The sequence below is a fragment of the Pseudomonas sp. GM50 genome, from assembly GCF_000282375.1.
Lineage (GTDB): Bacteria > Pseudomonadota > Gammaproteobacteria > Pseudomonadales > Pseudomonadaceae > Aquipseudomonas.
Genome location: NZ_AKJK01000100.1, coordinates 90,855 through 110,196 on the forward strand (window position 1 = coordinate 90,855; position 19,342 = coordinate 110,196).

Annotated in this window: 16 protein-coding genes; 9 read left to right on the forward strand and 7 right to left on the reverse strand. The window is 58.4% G+C overall.

What is annotated here, in order from left to right; all coding sequences use genetic code 11:
* Positions 1-114 precede the first annotated feature (114 nt).
* The 3 genes from PMI30_RS06830 to ahpF all read left to right on the forward strand — a co-directional run bounded on the left by PMI30_RS06830 (position 115) and on the right by ahpF (position 3,442).
* Entirely contained in the window at positions 115-1,053 is a 939-nt protein-coding gene (locus PMI30_RS06830) for a site-specific integrase (RefSeq protein ID WP_008012866.1), read from the forward strand.
* 137 nt (positions 1,054-1,190) lie between these two features.
* Entirely contained in the window at positions 1,191-1,754 is a 564-nt protein-coding gene (gene ahpC, locus PMI30_RS06825; protein ID WP_007900047.1) for an alkyl hydroperoxide reductase subunit C, read from the forward strand.
* 125 nt (positions 1,755-1,879) lie between these two features.
* On the forward strand, positions 1,880-3,442 hold the full coding sequence (ahpF, locus tag PMI30_RS06820) for an alkyl hydroperoxide reductase subunit F (RefSeq protein ID WP_008012869.1): 1,563 nt from the start codon (positions 1,880-1,882) through the stop codon (positions 3,440-3,442).
* 177 nt (positions 3,443-3,619) lie between these two features.
* Here the strand turns inward: ahpF and gloA are convergent, their stop codons facing one another.
* A complete protein-coding gene (gene gloA, locus PMI30_RS06815) occupies positions 3,620-4,141 on the reverse strand; it encodes a lactoylglutathione lyase (protein WP_008012870.1) in 522 nt (173 codons plus the stop codon).
* 156 nt (positions 4,142-4,297) lie between these two features.
* On the opposite strand from gloA, the gene PMI30_RS06810 reads away from it, so the two are divergent.
* The gene (locus PMI30_RS06810; RefSeq protein WP_443216310.1) at positions 4,298-4,801 is read left to right on the forward strand and encodes a DUF4946 domain-containing protein; all 504 of its coding nucleotides are present in this window, start codon (positions 4,298-4,300) and stop codon (positions 4,799-4,801) included.
* A 174-nt stretch (positions 4,802-4,975) separates the two neighbouring features.
* Here the strand turns inward: PMI30_RS06810 and PMI30_RS06805 are convergent, their stop codons facing one another.
* The 3 genes from PMI30_RS06805 to PMI30_RS06795 all read right to left on the reverse strand — a co-directional run bounded on the left by PMI30_RS06805 (position 4,976) and on the right by PMI30_RS06795 (position 8,084).
* Positions 4,976-5,341 carry a histone-like nucleoid-structuring protein, MvaT/MvaU family gene (locus tag PMI30_RS06805; RefSeq protein WP_007900052.1) on the reverse strand — a complete coding sequence of 122 codons (366 nt, stop codon included), beginning with the start codon at positions 5,339-5,341 and terminating at the stop codon, positions 4,976-4,978.
* Between the two features lie 233 nt (positions 5,342-5,574).
* A complete protein-coding gene (locus PMI30_RS06800; protein WP_032835947.1) occupies positions 5,575-7,110 on the reverse strand; it encodes an EAL domain-containing protein in 1,536 nt (511 codons plus the stop codon).
* Positions 7,111-7,211: 101 nt separating this feature from the next.
* On the reverse strand, positions 7,212-8,084 hold the full coding sequence (locus PMI30_RS06795) for a LysR family transcriptional regulator (RefSeq protein WP_008012873.1): 873 nt from the start codon (positions 8,082-8,084) through the stop codon (positions 7,212-7,214).
* Positions 8,085-8,162: 78 nt separating this feature from the next.
* On the opposite strand from PMI30_RS06795, the gene PMI30_RS06790 reads away from it, so the two are divergent.
* Both PMI30_RS06790 and hppD read left to right on the forward strand, forming a co-directional pair.
* Positions 8,163-9,110 carry a DMT family transporter gene (locus tag PMI30_RS06790; protein WP_008012874.1) on the forward strand — a complete coding sequence of 316 codons (948 nt, stop codon included), beginning with the start codon at positions 8,163-8,165 and terminating at the stop codon, positions 9,108-9,110.
* 248 nt (positions 9,111-9,358) lie between these two features.
* Positions 9,359-10,435 carry a 4-hydroxyphenylpyruvate dioxygenase gene (hppD, locus tag PMI30_RS06785; protein WP_008012875.1) on the forward strand — a complete coding sequence of 359 codons (1,077 nt, stop codon included), beginning with the start codon at positions 9,359-9,361 and terminating at the stop codon, positions 10,433-10,435.
* Between the two features lie 188 nt (positions 10,436-10,623).
* Here hppD and rarD read toward each other — a convergent pair whose 3' ends face one another.
* The 3 genes from rarD to PMI30_RS06770 form a co-directional block, all read right to left on the reverse strand.
* Positions 10,624-11,511, reverse strand: a complete 888-nt coding sequence (rarD, locus tag PMI30_RS06780; RefSeq protein ID WP_007900067.1) for an EamA family transporter RarD — start codon at positions 11,509-11,511, stop codon at positions 10,624-10,626.
* Between the two features lie 426 nt (positions 11,512-11,937).
* Positions 11,938-12,951 (reverse strand): aldo/keto reductase, encoded by a 1,014-nt coding sequence (locus tag PMI30_RS06775; RefSeq protein WP_008012876.1) that lies wholly within the window; start codon positions 12,949-12,951, stop codon positions 11,938-11,940.
* 299 nt (positions 12,952-13,250) lie between these two features.
* Positions 13,251-14,561: an MFS transporter gene (locus PMI30_RS06770; RefSeq protein WP_008012877.1), complete on the reverse strand. Its 1,311-nt coding sequence runs from the start codon at positions 14,559-14,561 to the stop codon at positions 13,251-13,253.
* 169 nt (positions 14,562-14,730) lie between these two features.
* On the opposite strand from PMI30_RS06770, the gene PMI30_RS06765 reads away from it, so the two are divergent.
* The 3 genes from PMI30_RS06765 to PMI30_RS06755 all read left to right on the forward strand — a co-directional run bounded on the left by PMI30_RS06765 (position 14,731) and on the right by PMI30_RS06755 (position 19,303).
* Positions 14,731-15,858, forward strand: coding sequence for a sugar diacid recognition domain-containing protein (locus tag PMI30_RS06765; RefSeq protein WP_008012878.1), 1,128 nt, complete (start codon positions 14,731-14,733; stop codon positions 15,856-15,858).
* A 276-nt stretch (positions 15,859-16,134) separates the two neighbouring features.
* Positions 16,135-17,277, forward strand: coding sequence for a glycerate kinase (locus PMI30_RS06760; RefSeq protein ID WP_008012879.1), 1,143 nt, complete (start codon positions 16,135-16,137; stop codon positions 17,275-17,277).
* Between the two features lie 400 nt (positions 17,278-17,677).
* A complete protein-coding gene (locus PMI30_RS06755) occupies positions 17,678-19,303 on the forward strand; it encodes a methyl-accepting chemotaxis protein (protein ID WP_008012881.1) in 1,626 nt (541 codons plus the stop codon).
* Positions 19,304-19,342: the final 39 nt, after the last annotated feature.

Below are 19,342 nucleotides of genomic sequence, written 5' to 3' on the forward strand. Positions count from 1 at the left end.
AATAAAGTTAAAATCTTGATATTTATCATGCGGGATATACTGGTATTACCCCGTGTGATGCGCTGTAATCCAGGTTTCACCCGCTACAGCGGTACGTTTTCGAGAACTGAGCCCATGACCGATCTGGATCGCTACCTGCAAGCCGCCACCCGCGACAACACCCGTCGCAGCTATCGGGCAGCCATCGAGCACTTCGAAGTCAATTGGGGTGGGTTCCTGCCGGCGACCAGTGACAGTGTGGCGCGCTATCTCGTGGCTCATGCGGGCGTACTGTCGATCAATACCTTGAAGTTACGTTTGTCCGCGCTGGCGCAGTGGCACAACAGTCAGGGTTTCGCCGATCCCACCAAGGCGCCCGTGGTGCGCAAAGTGTTCAAGGGTATTCGCGCGCTGCACCCGGCGCAGGAAAAACAGGCCGAGCCGTTGCAACTTCAGCATCTGGAGCAAGTGGTGGCCTGGCTGGAGCAGGAAGCGCAAACCGCCAAGGCGCAGGGCGATCAACCGGGATTGCTGCGGGCCCGGCGTGACACAGCGCTGATCCTGCTGGGCTTTTGGCGCGGTTTCCGGAGCGATGAGTTGTGCCGGGTGCAGATTGAACATGTGCGTGCCAGCGCTGGCTCAGGCATCACCCTCTACCTGCCTCGCAGCAAGAGCGACCGCGAGAACCTCGGTCAGACGTACCAGACGCCAGCCTTGCAGCGCTTGTGTCCGGTTCAGGCTTACATCCAATGGATCACTGAAGCGGCCTTGGTCCGCGGGCCGGTGTTTCGGGGTATCGACCGCTGGGGACATTTGAGCGAGGAGGGCTTGCACGCCAATAGCGTGATCCCGTTGTTGCGTCAGGCGCTGGAGCGGGCCGGTATTGCGGCCGAGCACTACACCAGTCACTCCTTGCGTCGTGGCTTTGCCACTTGGGCCCATCAGAGCGGTTGGGATTTGAAGTCGTTGATGAGTTACGTGGGCTGGAAGGATATGAAGTCCGCCATGCGCTATGTTGAAGCCAGCCCGTTTCTCGGGATGACCCGCATCGCTGAACAGCCGTTGGCGCTGTAGATCACGTTTTCTTCTATTAATACTGTCGACTAATAGCGAAAACCAATCAGCAGCATCAGGTTTGCCAATGAGCCAGCCGGCGATCGACTGGGTAGGATCACCCATCAACTTCTTAACCCCCTGACGGAGAGTCATCGATGCCTATCATCAACAGCCAAGTTAAACCGTTCAAAGCTGACGCCTTTAAAAATGGCGACTTCGTAAAAGTGTCGGACGCTGACCTGAAAGGCAAGTGGTCTGTCGTGTTCTTCTACCCAGCTGACTTCACCTTCGTCTGCCCGACCGAACTGGAAGACCTGGCTGACAACTACGCCGAGTTCCAGAAGCTGGGCGTCGAGATCTACAGCGTTTCCACCGATACCCACTTTGCCCACGCTGCCTGGCACAACACTTCGCCAGCCATCGGCAAAATCCAGTACACCATGATCGGCGACCCGACTCACGCTATCTCCCGCAACTTCGACGTGCTGATCGAAGAAGCTGGCCTGGCTGACCGTGGCACCTTCGTGATCAACCCTGAAGGCCAGGTCAAAATCGTTGAACTGAACGACGGCGGTGTTGGTCGTGACGCTTCCGAGCTGCTGCGCAAAATCAAGGCTGCTCAGTACGTTGCTGCTCACCCGGGCCAGGTTTGCCCAGCCAAGTGGAAAGAAGGCGAGGCCACTCTGGCTCCGTCCCTGGACCTGGTCGGCAAGATCTAAGTCTGTGACGCGCTTCACCAGGGCGGAACTCCGCACCTCCTAAGTAAGCTGCACCGCCCTCAAAAACGCCCGGGCGAGATTCGCTCGGGCGTTTTTTTTCGACACGAATAAAGGAAATCGCCCGTATGTTGGACGCCAATCTTAAAGCCCAGTTGAAATCGTACCTGGAACGGGTCACCCAGCCGATCGAGATCGTTGCATCCCTCGATGACGGTGCGAAATCCCAGGAAATGCTCGCATTACTCAAAGACGTTGCCAGTCTTTCTACCCAGATTACTTTGCTCGACAACGGTGACGACGCACGCAAACCATCGTTCTCGATCAACCGCCCGGGGGCCGACATCAGCCTGCGTTTCGCCGGCATCCCGATGGGCCACGAATTCACGTCCTTGGTGTTGGCCCTGTTGCAAGTCGGCGGCCACCCATCAAAGGCCAGCGTTGAAGTGATCGAACAGATACGCTCGCTCAAAGGCGAGTTCAACTTCGAGACTTACTTCTCGCTGTCCTGCCAGAACTGCCCGGACGTGGTCCAGGCATTGAACCTGATGGCTGTACTGAACCCGAACATCCGCCACGTCGCCATCGATGGCGCGCTGTTTCAGGCTGAAGTTGACGAGCGCCAGATCATGGCCGTCCCAAGTATTTACCTGAACGGCGTCAACTTCGGCCAGGGCCGCATGGGCCTCGAAGAGATCCTCGCCAAGATCGACACCAGTGGCATCGAGCGCCAGGCCGAGAAAATCAGCGCCAAAGCTGCCTTTGATGTATTGGTTGTCGGCGGTGGCCCAGCCGGTGCTTCGGCGGCGATCTACGCTGCTCGTAAAGGCATTCGCACCGGTGTGGCGGCGGAGCGTTTTGGTGGTCAGGTGCTCGACACCATGGCCATCGAGAATTTCATCTCCGTGCAGGAAACCGAAGGGCCGAAACTGGCTGTGGCGCTGGAAGAACACGTCAAGCAGTACGACGTGGACATTATGAACCTGCAACGCGCCGACAAGCTGGTGCCGGGCAAAAATGGCGAACTGCACGAAATCCATTTCGCCAGCGGCGCCTCCTTGAAAGCCAAGACCGTGATTTTGGCGACCGGTGCCCGGTGGCGTGAAATGAACGTACCCGGTGAGCAGCAATACCGCAACAAGGGCGTGGCGTACTGCCCGCACTGTGACGGTCCGCTGTTCAAAGGCAAGCGTGTGGCGGTGATCGGTGGCGGTAACTCCGGCGTCGAAGCGGCCATCGACCTGGCTGGTATCGTATCTCACGTGACCCTACTGGAGTTCGACGTACAACTGCGCGCCGATGCGGTGTTGCAGCGCAAGTTGCACAGCCTGCCGAACGTCACCGTGATCACCAGTGCGCAAACCACTGAAGTGACCGGCGATGGCCAAAAGGTCAACGGCCTGCGCTACAAGGATCGTCAGTCGGACGAGTTGCGCACTGTCGAGCTGGAAGGGATCTTCGTGCAAATCGGTCTGTTGCCTAACACCGATTGGCTCAAAGGCACCATCGAGTTGTCACCACGTGGCGAGATCATCGTCGATGCCCGCGGTGAAACGTCGATGCCCGGCGTGTTCGCGGCCGGTGACGTGACCACCGTGCCGTACAAGCAGATCGTGATTGCGGTGGGCGAGGGCGCCAAGGCTTCCCTGAGCGCATTCGATCACTTGATCCGTACCTCGGCGCCTGCATAAGCGCTGACGCTGAAAACACAAAACCCCATGAGTGATCATGGGGTTTTTTGTGTCTCACACATTCCCAATTGTGGGAGCGGGCTTGCTCGCGAAGGCGGCCTGCCAGCCAGCATCACTGGTGAATGACACACCGCTTTCGCGAGCAAGCCCGCTCCCACAGGGGATCTGTGGTGGTGCTTACAGCGGTGCCGGCTGAATGATCTCGACCCAGTAACCATCCGGGTCCTTGATGAAGGCCAGGCTCTTCATGCGACCGTCGTTCAGGCGTTTCTGGAAATCGCAGCCCAGCGCTTCGAAGCGCTCGCACGCGGCACGAATGTCCGGCACCGAAATGCAGATATGACCGAAGCCGCGTGGGTCGGTGTTGCCATTGTGATAGGCGAAATCCGCGTCGTTCTCGGTGCCGTGGTTGTGAGTCAGTTCGAGAATGCCGGGGATCGATTTCATCCACTCGGTACGAGCCGCGGCATCGGCCGGGATCTGGTTTTTATCGACCAGCGCCAGGAAATACAGGCTGAACTCGGCTTCCGGAAAATCGCGTTTCTCCACCAGCGAGAAGCCCAGGACGCGGGTGTAGAAATCCAGGGACTTGGTGATGTCCTTGACCCGCAGCATGGTGTGGTTGAAGACGAACTTCTGGGTGGAGGTGTCGGGTTGGGCGGTCACACCGGGAAATGTATTGAGTTCGTGCAGGCTCATGGGGCCCTCCGGAAAATCCAAGAATGGTCACAATGATACGCAAGGGCTCTGGCATCGCCAAACCAAAACCGCAGGCTTGCCTGACAGACGGGTGAGGCTCAGACTTTACGGCTCTATTCGTGAGTGTTCATTGCAATGACCCGATTCTGTCAATCGATGTTCGTCCTGATGTGTCTGCTTTCAGGTGTTACCACTGCTCATGCAGAGGCTCCGGTCGTGACCTGGCCAAACGGATGGGCCGTCGAGGTCGTTTCGCAAGATGAGGCCAACCCACAGGTTTCCCGGCAGCGCGCGGTAAAAAACGACCAGGACGGTACACCGGTGATGGTGATGGAGTTGACCATGACTCAGGTAGAAAGTGGTCACCAGGTGAATCTGGAAGGCGTGTTGCTGGAAATGCGCAAGTCGGTGCAAAAGGACTTTTTTCAGGGTGGGTATCAGAGCGTTTGCACTAAGATTCACCCGACTACCTTGAGCCGGCTATCGGCGCTGGAAACTACCTGCACGATTACGCAGAACGGTCGACATGTGCTGTCTCAAACATTGGTCGCTGCGGTAGACGCCGATAAGGCCTATGTTCTTTCCTATGCGGGGCAGGCAGAGGTTTATAAGGCAAGTCAGGACGACATAGCGGCTGCTCGAAACAGCTTGAAACTTTAGTTTAAGGTTTGCGTATCAGTAGGTTTCTGCGTGTTCGGCATTTTTTAGATAGCCAAAGGGATTAAGCATAAAGTTGATCAGCATGTAACGAGTTTATCGGCGACTATCGTTGCATTTAGACGCCATCCATGAAAAAGCCCTGCATTGGCAGGGCTTTTTCATGACCGCGAGTGCTTAGCCACGCAGCCAGGAATCAACGGTGGCGGCACCGTATTGTTCCTTCCAGGCTTTCAGGCCGCGATGGTTGCCACCCTTGGTTTCAATCAGTTCACCGGTGTGCGGGTTCTGATAGACCTTGACCACGCGAGCGCGGCGGGTTTTAGGCGCTGTTGCCTGCTGCAGGCCGGATTTCGCCGGGTTCGGATCGAGGATGGCGATGATGTCGCGCAAGCTCTTGCCGTAGGTTTTCATCAGCCCCTGGAGCTTTTCTTCGAATTCGATTTCTTTTTTGAGCCCGGCATCGTTTTTCAGCGATTCCAACTGCTTGAGCTGTTCTTGAAGGGCCTTTTCGGCTGCACGGAATTCAGCGAGTCTGGACAATATCTTTACTCCAATAGTGTGTTTGGCTGATACCAACCGCAAACAAAGCTATAAGCCAAGAGCCTTGAAGCGACTCGGTGATAATGACTCACCTGCCAGTTCTGCACAGGTATGAAAAATTGTAGTAGTTAATTGGCCAAGAGTAAATCCTGACTTTTTCTTCATGTAACAAGAGTAGTCTTTTGATTCAATTTGGTGCGCATCATCATGATCTCGGTGCTTAAGGTGGTTAGTTAATGATCACTTAATGCACTAATGAAGTCTGCGCCGGGCATCGGTCGACCGAACAGATAACCTTGCAGGAAGTTCACGCCGTGGGCGGTCAGATAGTCACTTTGCTCCTCGGTTTCCACGCCTTCGGCGACGATACCCAGATCGAGTTTGGCCGAGAGTTCGATGATGCTGTCCAGAATGTGTCGGGAGAGGGCGTCGATACCGATCATGGCGACAAAGCTCTGATCGATTTTCAGGAAGTCCACATTGAACTGACGCAAATAACCCAGGCTTGAGTGACCGGTGCCAAAGTCATCGATTGCGATCATCACGCCCAACCCGTGAAGCTGTTCGAACAATTGCAGGGTGATGGCTGTCGGCTCGATGAGTTCGCGTTCGGTCAGCTCCAGCACCAGGTTGATACTGCCCGGGGCGAAAGCGCTGAGGAACTCACGGCAGTCCTCGACCAGCTCCAGATCCCGGCAGTGGCTGGCGGTGATGTTGATGCCAATGTGAAACGGCCCCTCGAATGAGGCCGACAAGGGGGCCAGTAATGCAGCGGTTTGTTGCATCAACGAGCGAGTCATCGGCACGATCAGCCCGGAATGTTCGGCAAACGGAATGAACAGGTCAGGGCGTACCAAGCCTTCCTTGGGATGTTTCCAGCGCATCAATACTTCGGCACCGGACCACTGCTTATTGTCGCCATGCACCACGGGCTGAAAATACGGAATGAACTCTGCTGCCTCCAGCGCTCGCTGCATTTCACGACTAGGCGACGTCGAACGCTTCTGCAGGACATGCCCGATCGAGCCTGACACCACGCCGAAGAACATCAACAGACTGAACAGCGGCGGGTACTCACTGCGCATGTAACGCCAGATTTCTCCTTCGGGGAAACCGGAGGCCACTGTGAAGGCATATCGCGCAGACCTCAGCGTGTTTTGCGCCACCGGCAATATGGGCAGGGCGTCGTTGTGGACTTTGCCGTCGGCGGACAGCCAATTAGGGCCTACTCGCAGTAACAATAATGTTTTGCGACCAATCAGGCGCAGCACATTACTCAGGTGATAACCGTCCAGCGTGGTCAATGCGCCCTGGTTTCCTTCATTCAGCCGATACACCAACAACGCGGTATTGGGCGTGACCGGATTGCCGTTCATGAGCCATAGCTTGCCTTGTGTGTAGTCGCCGGGATTGATCTTTTCCTGATATTCACCGAACAACGAACTGCAATAGAGGTTGTTGTCCCACACAAGGTTGGTCGAGCGCACGAACGGCCGGCGGGTGACTTGTTCACGCAGGGCCAGTTTGACGCCGTTGCAGTTTTGACCGGCCAGCGGCAATAGCTCTTGCGCCGCTTGGGCGGTGTTGTCGAGCATCAACTCGAATTGGCGAATGGCTTCTTCGCCAGTCAGTTCAGTACTTTGCTTGAGGGTACGTTCAGCCTGCAGATAGAGAATGGCGAACCCCAGCAAAACCGGGAGTAGCCCGCTCAGAACAGTCACAACGATCCGGGCGCCACGTTTACGGCGGCTTTTGACGTTCAGTGGCATTCGCAAATCCATCGCGATAAAAAGAGGGCTCTCAAAGGCTGGCACGACACGCCTCCCAGAAGAGTTCAGTCATGATAGTTGGCTGTCGGCGCTTATGTCGCTCAACGATCATTCAAACCTGAGGCCAGTTTGATAAAGGCCAGCGTCGCAGGTGATGACTGACGCTGATCGAGCACCGCCAGACCGACCTGGCGGCTGATCGGTGGCGACAGCGGTTTTTTCACGTAGCGCTTGTCGTTGTCCTCAGGCAATGAGCCTTCGGCGACAACGGTCAGGGCATCGCCACGGCCTACGGTGTCCAGCGTGCTGAGCAACTGCGAGCAGCGATAGCGAATGTTCGGCGTCAACCGCGCTGCATTAAACAGGCGCGACACCAGTTCCGAAGAGCCGGCTTCGGTCAGTACAAAAGGGTCGTGGCATAAATCGCTCAAGCTCAAACTGTCGCGACCGGCCAGCGCATGGTCGGCCGGCAGCAGCGCGACCATCTGGTCCTCGATCAGCCTGAAAGTGTCGAAACGCTCCAGGGGCAACACCACGAAGCCGATATCGATACGCCGTTCTTCCAGCCATTGGATCACCTGGCGATCCGGCCCTTCGTCGATGTGAACCTCAATGCCCGGGTGTGCGGCGCGGTAGAGCTGCAGGATCCTCGGCAGCAATTTGATCGATGAGGTTGGGCCGAACGAGCCGATGCGCAGGGTGCCGCGTTTCATCCCGCGAGCATCGGCCGCTTCCTGGCGCAACGTGTTGGCCAGCCCGAGCATCGCCCGAGCGCGCAGTAACAGCTGCTGGCCGATGTCACTCAGCTCGACCTGGGACTGATGCCGACGCAGCAGTTCAACGCCCAATTCCTGTTCCAGGGATTTGAGCGCGTGGGACACCGCGGATTGGGAAATCTCCAAACGATGGGCCGCTGCCGTGAAGCCGCGCAGTTCGGCCACCAGCGAGAAAATCTCGAGTTGAGTCAGGGTCATGAGTATTTACTCATTTTACGATGATGGGGAATTAGTCGAATGATACGCCATGTACCCGATTTCTGATGGTGGAGACTTATGACTGCGTGTGAACAGACCCTGGCGAATTCTTCGGATGTACCGGTTTATCTGAAGCTTGCCGCCGTCACCATGATCTGGGGCGGGACGTTCGTCGCCGGGCGATTTCTGGCCGACAGCCTCAGTCCGTTGTTGGCCGCGAGCCTGCGGTTCTTGCTGGCGAGCGTGGCGTTGCTGCTGTTTCTGTTGCTGGCGCGGGTACCCTTGGTGCGGCCCAGTCTTCGGCAATGGCTGCAATTGATGCTGCTGGGATTCTTCGGAATTTTTTTCTACAACCTGTGCTTCTTTTATGGACTGCACTACATCAACGCCTCACGGGCGTCCTTGATCGTGGCCTTGAATCCGGCCGTGATCGGCCTGGCGTCGTGGCTGCTGTTCAAGGAACGACTGAGCCGGGCGAAAGTGGCCGGTATTGCGATCTGCATAGCCGGAGCCAGTCTGGTGATCGTCAGTCGCAATCCGCAATTGCTGGCCGGTGGTACTGATGCCTGGATCGGCGATCTGTTGATCTTCGGTTGCGTGGTCGGCTGGGGCATTTATTCGCTGTTCTCCAAAGGCCTGAATCAAACGCTGGGGCCGGTGCAGACAGTCACGTACTCGATTCTGTTGGGCACGCTGATGCTCTGGGTGACCAGCGCCGTGCGTGGTGAGTTGAGTGTCGCGGCGCTGGCCGAACTCGGTACGCAACAATGGTTGAGCCTGATGTACCTGGGCATGCTGGGTTCGGCATTGGCCTATATTGGTTATTACGACGGTATCCGCAAAATCGGTGCAACGCGTTCGGGTGTGTTTATCGCCTTGAACCCGCTGACCGCCGTTCTTTTTGGCGCGTTGCTGCTGGGCGAGCAATTGACACTGGTGATGTGCCTGGGTGGCGTGCTGATCCTGACGGGGATTGTTCTGTGCAACAAACCGCTTGCGCAGGCCACAAAAAGGGGGATTTTATAAGAAGGCGGACAAACTGATTTACGCTGTGTAGAATCGGTTTACGCATATAAGAATAATCGTCTTCTGGCAGCAGAAGCCTCGCCCGCAAGAGCCTTGGGTCGACAATGAAGAGTTTCGGGTTTCAATTGATCTACGGTGACTTCCTCGCCCGCAGCGTGCGGGGCATCTCCTGCGCGCCGCCCGCCAGTCTCAGCATTGCTAGCAACTAACGATCCGTTAATTGACAAGAAAATGATGAGGCGCCAACCATGGCAGATTTATACGAAAACCCAATGGGCCTGATGGGCTTTGAGTTCATCGAATTCGCATCGCCGACCCCTAACACCCTGGAGCCGATCTTCGAGATCATGGGCTTCAGCAAGGTTGCGACCCACCGTTCCAAAGACGTGCACCTGTATCGCCAGGGCGCGATCAACCTGATCCTCAACAACGAACCCAACAGCGTGGCGTCGTACTTCGCGGCAGAGCACGGTCCGTCGGTGTGCGGCATGGCGTTCCGGGTCAAGGATTCGCAAAAGGCCTACAAGCGTGCCCTGGAACTCGGCGCCCAGCCGATCCACATCGAAACCGGTCCGATGGAACTGCATCTGCCGGCGATCAAAGGCATTGGCGGTGCGCCGCTGTACCTGATCGACCGTTTCGGTGAAGGCAGCTCGATCTACGACATCGACTTCGTGTTCATCGAAGGCGTGGACCGCAACCCGGTCGGCGCCGGTCTGAAGATCATCGATCACCTGACCCACAACGTATATCGCGGTCGCATGGCTTACTGGGCCAACTTCTACGAGAAGCTGTTCAACTTCCGCGAAATCCGTTACTTCGATATCAAAGGCGAATACACCGGCCTGACCTCCAAGGCCATGACCGCGCCGGACGGCATGATCCGTATCCCGCTGAACGAAGAGTCGTCCAAGGGCGCGGGGCAGATCGAAGAGTTCCTGATGCAGTTCAACGGTGAGGGCATCCAGCACGTGGCCTTCCTCAGCGATGACCTGATCAAGACCTGGGATCACCTGAAAAGCATCGGCATGCGCTTCATGACGCCGCCGCCGGACACCTACTACGAAATGCTTGAAGGCCGTTTGCCGAACCACGGCGAGCCGGTCAACGAATTGCAAGCACGGGGCATTCTGCTGGACGGTTCGTCCGAGTCGGGCGACAAGCGTCTGCTGCTGCAGATTTTCTCGGAAACCCTGATGGGCCCGGTGTTCTTCGAATTCATCCAGCGTAAAGGTGACGATGGTTTCGGTGAAGGCAACTTCAAGGCGCTGTTCGAATCCATCGAGCGTGATCAGGTTCGTCGGGGTGTGCTCTCCACCGATTAACCCGTTTCAGGCGTGAAAAAGCCCGGTCAGCAGTAATGCTGGCCGGGCTTTTTTTGGATCGTGAAAAACCATTTTCGGATCACGCAAAATTATTCTGGATCACACAAAACCACTGTAGGAGCGAGGCTTGCCCGCGAAGGGGACCTTGAAGACGCTAAAAGCTTCGCGGGCAAGCCTCGCTCCTACAACTACATCGGCCGGCGTCGTTGCCGGACCAGGTGCTTGAACCCTTCAAACACCAACACCACCACCGCCAACCAGATCGGAATATAGGTCAGCCATTCGCCGGCCTTGATACTTTCCCCCAGCAGCAACGCAACGCCGAGCAACAGCACCGGCTCGACGTAACTCAACAACCCGAACAGGCTGAACGGCAGCAGTCGGCTGGCAATGATGTAGACCACCAGCGCCGAAGCACTGATCACCCCGAGTATCGGGATCAACAGCGACAGCCACGGATGTTGATCAAACACGCCGAAACCTTGTTCGCCGCCCTGCACGAACCAGAACGCCACTGGCAGCATCAACGCCATGTCCAGCCAGAGCCCGCCGAGGTTGTCGGTGGCCAGGCGCTTGCGCACGATGAAATAAATCGGATAACCGACCACCACCAGCAAGGTCGCCCAGGAAAAACCGCCGACTTGATACAACTCGTTGAGCACGCCGAGGCTGGCGAAGAACACGGCTATTTTCTGCAGATAGGAAAGGCGCTCGCCATAGGCGATTCGACCGGTCAGGACCATCGACAGTGGCAACAGGAAATACCCCAGCGACACGTCGAGGCTATAGCCGTTGAGCGGCGCCCACATGAACAACCAGAGCTGCAGACCCAGCAGCACTGCAGAGCCGATCAGTCCGACAAGCAATTTCGGCTTGCTGACCAGCCGTCGCACAATCTCCACCACGCGTTTCCATTCGCCGGACACCACCATGAACACGGTCATGCACGGCGCGGTCAGCAGCATCCGCCAACCGAAAATCTCTACGCCGCTCAAGGGGGAGAGCAGCGAAGTGTAGTAATACATGACGGCAAACAGCACCGAGGCTGTGACCGATAGAGCGATACCTTTAGACAAACTGTCCTCGCGGGTTGAAGGTCAAACGGGGCGCGCAGGATACGTGGTTTTTGTGCTGAATATTGGCCGAGTGATCAATATTTACAACATCCTGGCTGATCCTCAACCAAAGCATAGTCAGCAGACCGACACTGGGAGCTGGCTTGCCTGCGAAGAGGCTGGTACATCCAACAGCCCTGGTGACTGACCCACCGCTATCGCGGGCAAGCCCGCTCCCACAATGACCGTGATCGCTAATAGATCTTGTGAACGACACAAAACCCTGTGGGAGCTGGCTTGCCTGCGAAGAGGCCGGTACATCCAACAGCCCTGATGACTGACCCACCGCTATCGCGAGCAGGCCCACTCCCACAGTAGACCGTGATCGCCAACAGATCTTGTGAACGACACCAAACCCTGTGGGAGCTGGCTTGCCTGCGATAAATCTCAAGCCGTATGCGGTTTACGCCCCGGCACAAAATGGCTCACGTCATTGAACCCCGGCGTCGACGCGTGCCCCGGTGTCACCAGCGAATCGATAAAGGCTTCATCTTCCGCTGTGATCTTCACCGCCTGCGCCTTGGTGTACGCGTCCCACTGTTCTTCGGTGCGCGGGCCGACGATGGCCGAGGTGATGGCGCGATTGTTCAGCACCCAGGCAATCGCAAACTCGACGATGCCCACGCCACGGCCCTGAGTGTATTCCTGGATCTGCTGGGCAATGCGCAGGGACTCAACCCGCCATTCGGTTTCCAGAATGCGTTTGTCCTGACGGCCCGCGCGGCTGTTGACGTCCGGTGTTACGTCGGGTGCGTACTTGCCGCTGAGCACACCACGCGCTAGCGGACTGTAGGGCACCACGCCAAGGCCATAGTTTTGTGCAGCAGTGATCTGCTCGGTTTCCGCCTGACGGTTGACGATGTTGTACAGCGGCTGGCTGATGACCGGTCTATCGACACCGAGTTTGTCAGCCACACGAATCACTTCAGCGATGCGCCAGCCACGGTAGTTCGACAGGCCCCAGTAGCGGATCTTGCCCTGGCGGATCAAATCGCCAATGGCCGACACCGTGACCTCCAACGGCGTGTTGTGGTCTTCGCGGTGCAGGTAATAGATGTCCAGATAATCGGTGCCCAACCGGGTCAGGCTGGCATCGATGCCGTTGAACAGATGCTTGCGGCTCAGGCCACTGCGGTTCGGCACACCGTCCACCGGACCGAAACCGACTTTGGTGGCGAGTACCCATTCCTGACGGCGACTGGCAATCGCTTCGCCGACGATCTCTTCGGAGCGGCCGTTGGTGTAGACGTCCGCGGTGTCGATGAAATTGATGCCCTGGTCCCAAGCCTTGTCGATGATCCGCAAGGAATCTTCGGTGCTGGTCTGTTCGCCGAACATCATGGTGCCCAATGTGAGGGTCGACACCTGTAAACCCGAATGACCCAGCGTGCGATAGCTCATGACGAAATCCTTTTACCGGTGAGAAAGCTTCAATCAAATACCAAGAACCGCTGCTCGGAGCAATCGGAATTATCGACTCACTTTCCTGTGGGGGCTGTGGCGAGCGGGCTGTTGTGGTTAGGGGGTGGTTGTGGTTAGAGGGCTGTTGTGGCGAGGGGGCTTGCCCCCGTTGGGGCGCGTAGCGGCCCCGGCATTTCAAAATTAAACCGCATGTAACGGATTTACGACTGCTTCGCAGCCGAACGGGGGCAAGCCCCCTCGCCACAAAAGTATCTGTGCATGCGCGTGAGCGTTAAACCTTACGCCCGCAACGTGCGCGTCATGCGCAACGCCAGCAAACTCCCACACACAATCACACCCGCCAGCAGATACAGCGCCGCATCGGTCGACCCGGTGCTGTCCTTGACCCAACCCACCAGATACGGGCTAAGGAAACCCGCCATCTGCCCCATGGAGTTGATCAACGCCAACCCGCCGGCAGCCGCACCCGCGCTAAGCATTGCAGTCGGCACTGGCCAGAACATTGGCAAACCGGTGAGGGCGCCCATAGTGGCGAGGGTCAGCCCAAGAATGGCGATGGCCGGGTTGGCGGCGAAGTTCACCGCGATCAGCAAGCCCGCCGCGCCCATCAGCATCGGCACCACCAAGTGCCAGCGGCGTTCTTTGCGCAGATCCGCCGAGCGACCGACCATCAACATGAACACCGCCGCCAGCAGGTACGGGATCGCACTGAGCCAACCAATCACCAGGTTATCGCTGAAACCCAGGTTTTTGATGATCGACGGCAGCCAGAAGTTGATCGCGTAGACACCGCTCTGAATGCAGAAATAAATCAGGCCGAAAGCCCAGATCGCCGGGTTCTTGAACACCGCCAACAGCGAATCGGTGGCGGTTTTCGGTTTGCTGGCCAGGTCTTGCGCGTGATCGGCCTCAAGCACCGAACGCTCGTAAGGGGTCAGCCATTTGGCGTTGGCGTAACTGTCGCTGAGCAGGAAATAGGCGAGGGCGCCGAGGATAACGGTCGGAATGCCTTGCAGCAGGAACATCCACTGCCAGCCGGCCAAACCGGCCTGGCCGGCGCCGAAGTGGTTGAGGATCCAGCCGGAAAACGGACTGCCGAGCAGGCCGGAAACCGGGATCGCCGACATGAACAGCGCCATGATGCGGCCACGACGGAACGTCGGGAACCACTGCGAGAGATAAAGCACCACGCCCGGGAAGAACCCGGCTTCGGCCGCACCGGTAAACAGGCGCAGGGTGTAGAACTCGGTCGGTGTGGTGACGAACAGCAGGCAGGTCGAGAGCGTGCCCCAGGTGATCATCATCAACGCGATCCAGCGGCGCGGGCCGAATTTGGTCAGGGCCAGGTTGCTCGGTACACCGCAGAGTACGTAGCCGATGAAGAAAATCCCGGCACCGAGGCCGTACACGGTTTCGCTGAATTTCAGTGCGTCGAGCATCTGCAGTTTGGCGAATCCGACGTTAACCCGGTCGAGGTAATTGAACAGGTAGCAGATGAAAATGAAGGGGGTCAAACGCAGGGTAATGCGTTTGTAGACGGCATTTTTGTCGTCAGCGTTGGCCAGGGTAGCTGTGGCGCTCTGTGACATGGCGGGCTCTCTCTTTATTATGATTTTTTGCGGCGCAAGGGTAACGTTGGTCGCCCGGTGAGTCTCGGTCACCCCTTGGGTAATTGTCTTTGTGCTTGAGCACAGGGTTTGCAACCAAGGCCTGTGCGGGTGAACAACCCGTCCCATCACGTTTTCAAGGAATCGCGCTATGTTCGAACTCGATCACGACCTGGCCCAGGACATCGTCGACCGGGCGATGGCCATCCTGCCGTACAACGTAAACGTCATGGACAGTCAGGGACTGATTCTCGGTAGCGGCGAACCGGAGCGCATCAACACCCGCCACGAAGGCGCGCAACTGGTGCTGGCCAACGGGCGCGTGGTGGAGATCGACGCGCAAACGGCGGTTCACCTCAAAGGCGTACAACCGGGGATCAACCTGCCGCTGTTGCTCGATCAGCGATTGATTGGGGTGCTGGGCATCACCGGCGAACCCGAGCAATTGCGTACTTACGCCGAACTGGTGCGCATGACCGCCGAGATGCTGGTGGGCCAGCGCAACCAGCAGGCCGAGCAGCAATGGCGGCGACAGCGTTGCGACGATCTGCTGGCGCTGCTGCTCAGCGAGGCGGGGGATTCGCCGCGGTTGCTGGACGAAGCGCAGCAGCTGGGACTCAAACCGCAGTTGACACGAGTGCCGTACCTGTTCGAATTGGGCCTGGAACACGGCCCGGGGCAGACCGTCGAAGCGCTCAGCGCCTGGCTGATGTCACGTTATCCGGACAGTTGGTGCGTGAGCTCGGCCAAGTCTTCGTTGCTGTGGTGCCGACCGGCGACACCTGCGATCGAGAACGATCGGTTGCTGGAAAAGCTCGATGGTCTCGGCTGGAATATTTTGCGCATTGCCGTGGGCGGGCAGGCCGATGGATTGTCGGGGCTGCGCCGTTGCTATCGTCGAGTCGGTGATTTACTGGCCTATGGACGCGATGTGTTGCCGCATTCGCGCCTGCTGACCCTGAACCGTTATCGGCTGCCGGTGATGCTCTGGCGGCACCGCAACGACGATGCGCTGGATGAACTGCTGCGGCCGCTGCGCAAAGTCATCGCCAAGGATGGCAACGGCCAACTGCTGGCGACCCTGCGCAGTTGGTGCGAACACGACGGCCAGAGCCAGGCCTGTGCCGATGCCTTGGGCATCCATCGCAACAGTCTGCGTTATCGCATGGAACGAATCGCTGAACTCAGCGGTGTCGACCCGCTAAAGCTGGACGGCATGCTCGCGCTGTACCTCGGCGTCCAGCTCCTGCCCCAAACCGACGCGCCAGCAACCCTATAGCGAAAAGGCTTGGGGTAGTGGCGTCCTCAGGATGCTATCGCGAGCAGGCTCGCTCCCACAGTGGTCCGTGGTGAAGCACGGATTTGTGAGCGACGCTGATCCCCTGTGGGAGCGAGCCTGCTCGCGATAGCGGATTGACAGCTCACATCAACGCCGGATCTGAAAATCTGGGTTTTGTGGAAATGAACAATAATCCTCATACCTGCTTGTGCAGCGGACCGGCGTTTTTGTTCATGGCGGCTGGCAGCATGGACGCATTGGAACTGGAGAATTCGCATGAAAATCGTCATCGCCCCCGATTCGTTCAAGGACAGTCTGAGTGCCCAAGGTGTGGCCGAGGCCATTGCGCTCGGGCTGGCGGAAGTCTGGCCGGACGCGCAATTGCTCAAGTGCCCGATGGCGGACGGCGGGGAGGGTACGGTCGAATCGATTCTGGCCGCGTGCCAGGGCGAACTGCGCCGTACCCATGTTCGTGGGCCGCTGGGTGCCACGGTCGATGCCGCTTGGGGCTGGTTACCGCAGAGCCACACCGCGATCATCGAAATGGCCGAGGCCAGTGGCCTGCAACTGGTTGCGCCGAACCTGCGCGATGCCTGCACCAGCAGCACCTACGGCACCGGTGAATTGATCCGCGCCGCGCTGGATGCCGGAGCACAACGGGTGATCCTCGCGATTGGCGGCAGCGCCACCAACGACGGTGGCGCTGGAGCGATGCAGGCTTTGGGGGTGAAACTGCTGGACGCTCAGGACCAAACCCTGGTGCCGGGTGGTCTGGCCTTGGCGCAACTGGCCCGCCTCGATCTGAGTGAAATCGATCCGCGTCTGGCCAAGGTGCGCTTCGACATCGCCGCCGACGTCAATAACCCGCTGTGCGGCCCTCATGGCGCCTCAGCAATTTTCGGCCCTCAGAAAGGTGCATCGCCCGAACAAGTCGAGCAACTGGACCAGGCCCTCGGGCACTTTGCCGAACTCTGCGCGCAAGCACTGGACAAAGACGTGCGCGACGAACCGGGCAGCGGCGCGGCGGGTGGCCTGGGGTTTGCTGCCAAGGCGTTTCTCGGTGCGCAATTTCAGGCCGGGGTGGAAGTGGTTGCTGAACTCGTCGGTCTGGCTGAGGCGGTCAAAGGTGCCGACCTGGTGATCACTGGCGAAGGTCGTTTCGATGCCCAGACGTTACGCGGCAAAACCCCGTTTGGCGTGGCGCGCATTGCACGGCAACACGGCGTGCCGGTCATCGTCATTGCCGGCACCTTGGGCGAGGGGTATCAGGCGCTGTACGAGCATGGCATCGATGCCGCCTTCGCGTTGGCAAGCGGGCCGACGACGCTGGAGCAGGCCTGCGCCGAGGCGCCGCGTTTGTTGCGCGAGCGCGCCTGTGATATTGCGCGGGTGTGGCGGGTGGCGGCCCGCAAGGACTGACCATAATCTGTGGCCAAAAGATTACTGTGGCGAGGGGGCTTGCCCCCGTTGGGCTGCGAAGCAGTCCTAAAATCTGCAACCTCGTTCCGCCAGGCACACCGCAGGCACCGGATTTGCGACTGCTGCGCAGCCGAACGGGGTGATGCGGCATTCCGACAAGCCCCCTCGCCACAAATGCAAGTCACAAAATTGCTTGAGTGTTTCACCGCTGAAACACTCATGCCTCCCTCAAAAAATATTTCTCCAACCCCTGCAAAAAACCTCAACCCCGGCCGATATAGCTGACAGGCGCACACAAACCAATTACAACAGTGGCGCCAAGCTGAAAGGTGCGCGCCATCGCCCGCCCGACAGTGATCACGGCAAGGATGCTCGCCGCCTCAATTACCGAGATCATCCTATGTCCCTGCGTAATCTGAAAATCGCGCCTCGAGCTTTCCTGGGTTTCGCCTTCATTGCCTTGCTGGTGATCGTGCTGGGTGTGTTTGCAGTGAACCGCATGTCGATCATCCGCCAGGCCTCTGTCGATATGGAAATGACGCAGTTACCCAGCATCGGGTTTCTGGGTAACATGACGGAAAACGTCCTGCGGCTGCGGATTCTCTCGTTCCGCGTACTGGTCAACCGTGATCCGGCGGCCCTGCAGGAAGCCCAGACCCGCATCGGCGTGCTCGTCGACAAGGTGCGCAGCGCCCAAACCAGTTATGCCGCCTTGCCGGCCGGTCCTGAAGAAGCGGCGCTGTACAAAACCTTCGCGGCAACCCTCGACAACTACATGCAAGCCCAGAGTCAGATGCTGGAGCTGTCGCGGCAGAACAAGCTCGATGAGATGCGTACCCTGATCAACACGCGGATCAAGGAGGGCACCGATCAGATGGGCGAGCAACTGAACAAACTGGTAGCGCTCAACGCCGCCGATGCCAAAGCCGCGTCGGCCAAGGCGGGCGAGCACTACAGCGAAGCCTTTATCGGCATCGTGACGGTGTCGGTGATCGCTTCGTTGCTGACCGTGCTGCTGGCCTGGCTGTTGACCCGCAGCATCCTCACACCGCTGAACCGTGCGGTGCTCGCGGCCGAAACCATTGCCGGCGGCAACCTGAGCAAGGTCATCGAAGTCGACGGCAACGACGAGCCGGCCCGTTTGCTTGGCGCCTTGTCCGCCATGCAGATCAACCTGCGCAAAACCATCGAACAGATCGCCGGCTCCGCGACGCAACTGGGCGCCGCCGCTGAAGAACTCAGCACCGTGACCCAAGAAGCGTCCCGTGGCCTGCAACAGCAAAATAACGAAATCGAACAGGCCGCCACCGCCGTCAACGAAATGACCGCCGCCGTGGAAGAAGTGGCGCGCAATGCGGTATCGACCTCCGAAGCATCGAACCAGTCGACACAAGCCGCTCGTGAAGGTCGTGACCGGGTGGTGGAAACCGTCGACGCGATCCAGACCATGACCCATGACGTGCAGAACACGGCGTTGATGATCGAGGGCCTGGCCGCTCAGGGCCGCGACATCGGCAAAGTGCTGGACGTGATCCGCGCCATTGCCGAGCAGACCAACCTGCTGGCCCTCAACGCCGCGATCGAAGCGGCCCGTGCCGGGGAGGCCGGACGTGGCTTTGCGGTAGTAGCAGACGAAGTTCGGGCGCTGGCTCATCGCACCGCGCAGTCGACCCAGGAAATCGAGAAGATGGTCGCCGGCATCCAGAACGGTACAGGCGAAGCGGTCTCGTCGATGCAGCAAAGCAATCAGCGCACCCAAAGCACCCTGGAAATGGCCCGTGCGGCGGGTGTTGCCCTGGAGCAGATCACTTCATCGATTCACCTGATCAACGAGCGCAACCTGGTGATCGCCAGCGCCTCGGAAGAACAGGCTCAGGTGTCCCGTGAAGTCGACCGCAATCTGGTAAACATTCGCGACTTGGCCACCCAGTCCGCCGCCGGTGCCAACCAGACCAGCGCCGCCACCCATGAATTGTCGCGATTGGCGGTTGATTTGAACGCGATGGTGGCGCGTTTCGTGATTTGAGATAGGGTTGAAACTGGACCTCGCGCGTTAGGAGAAGTA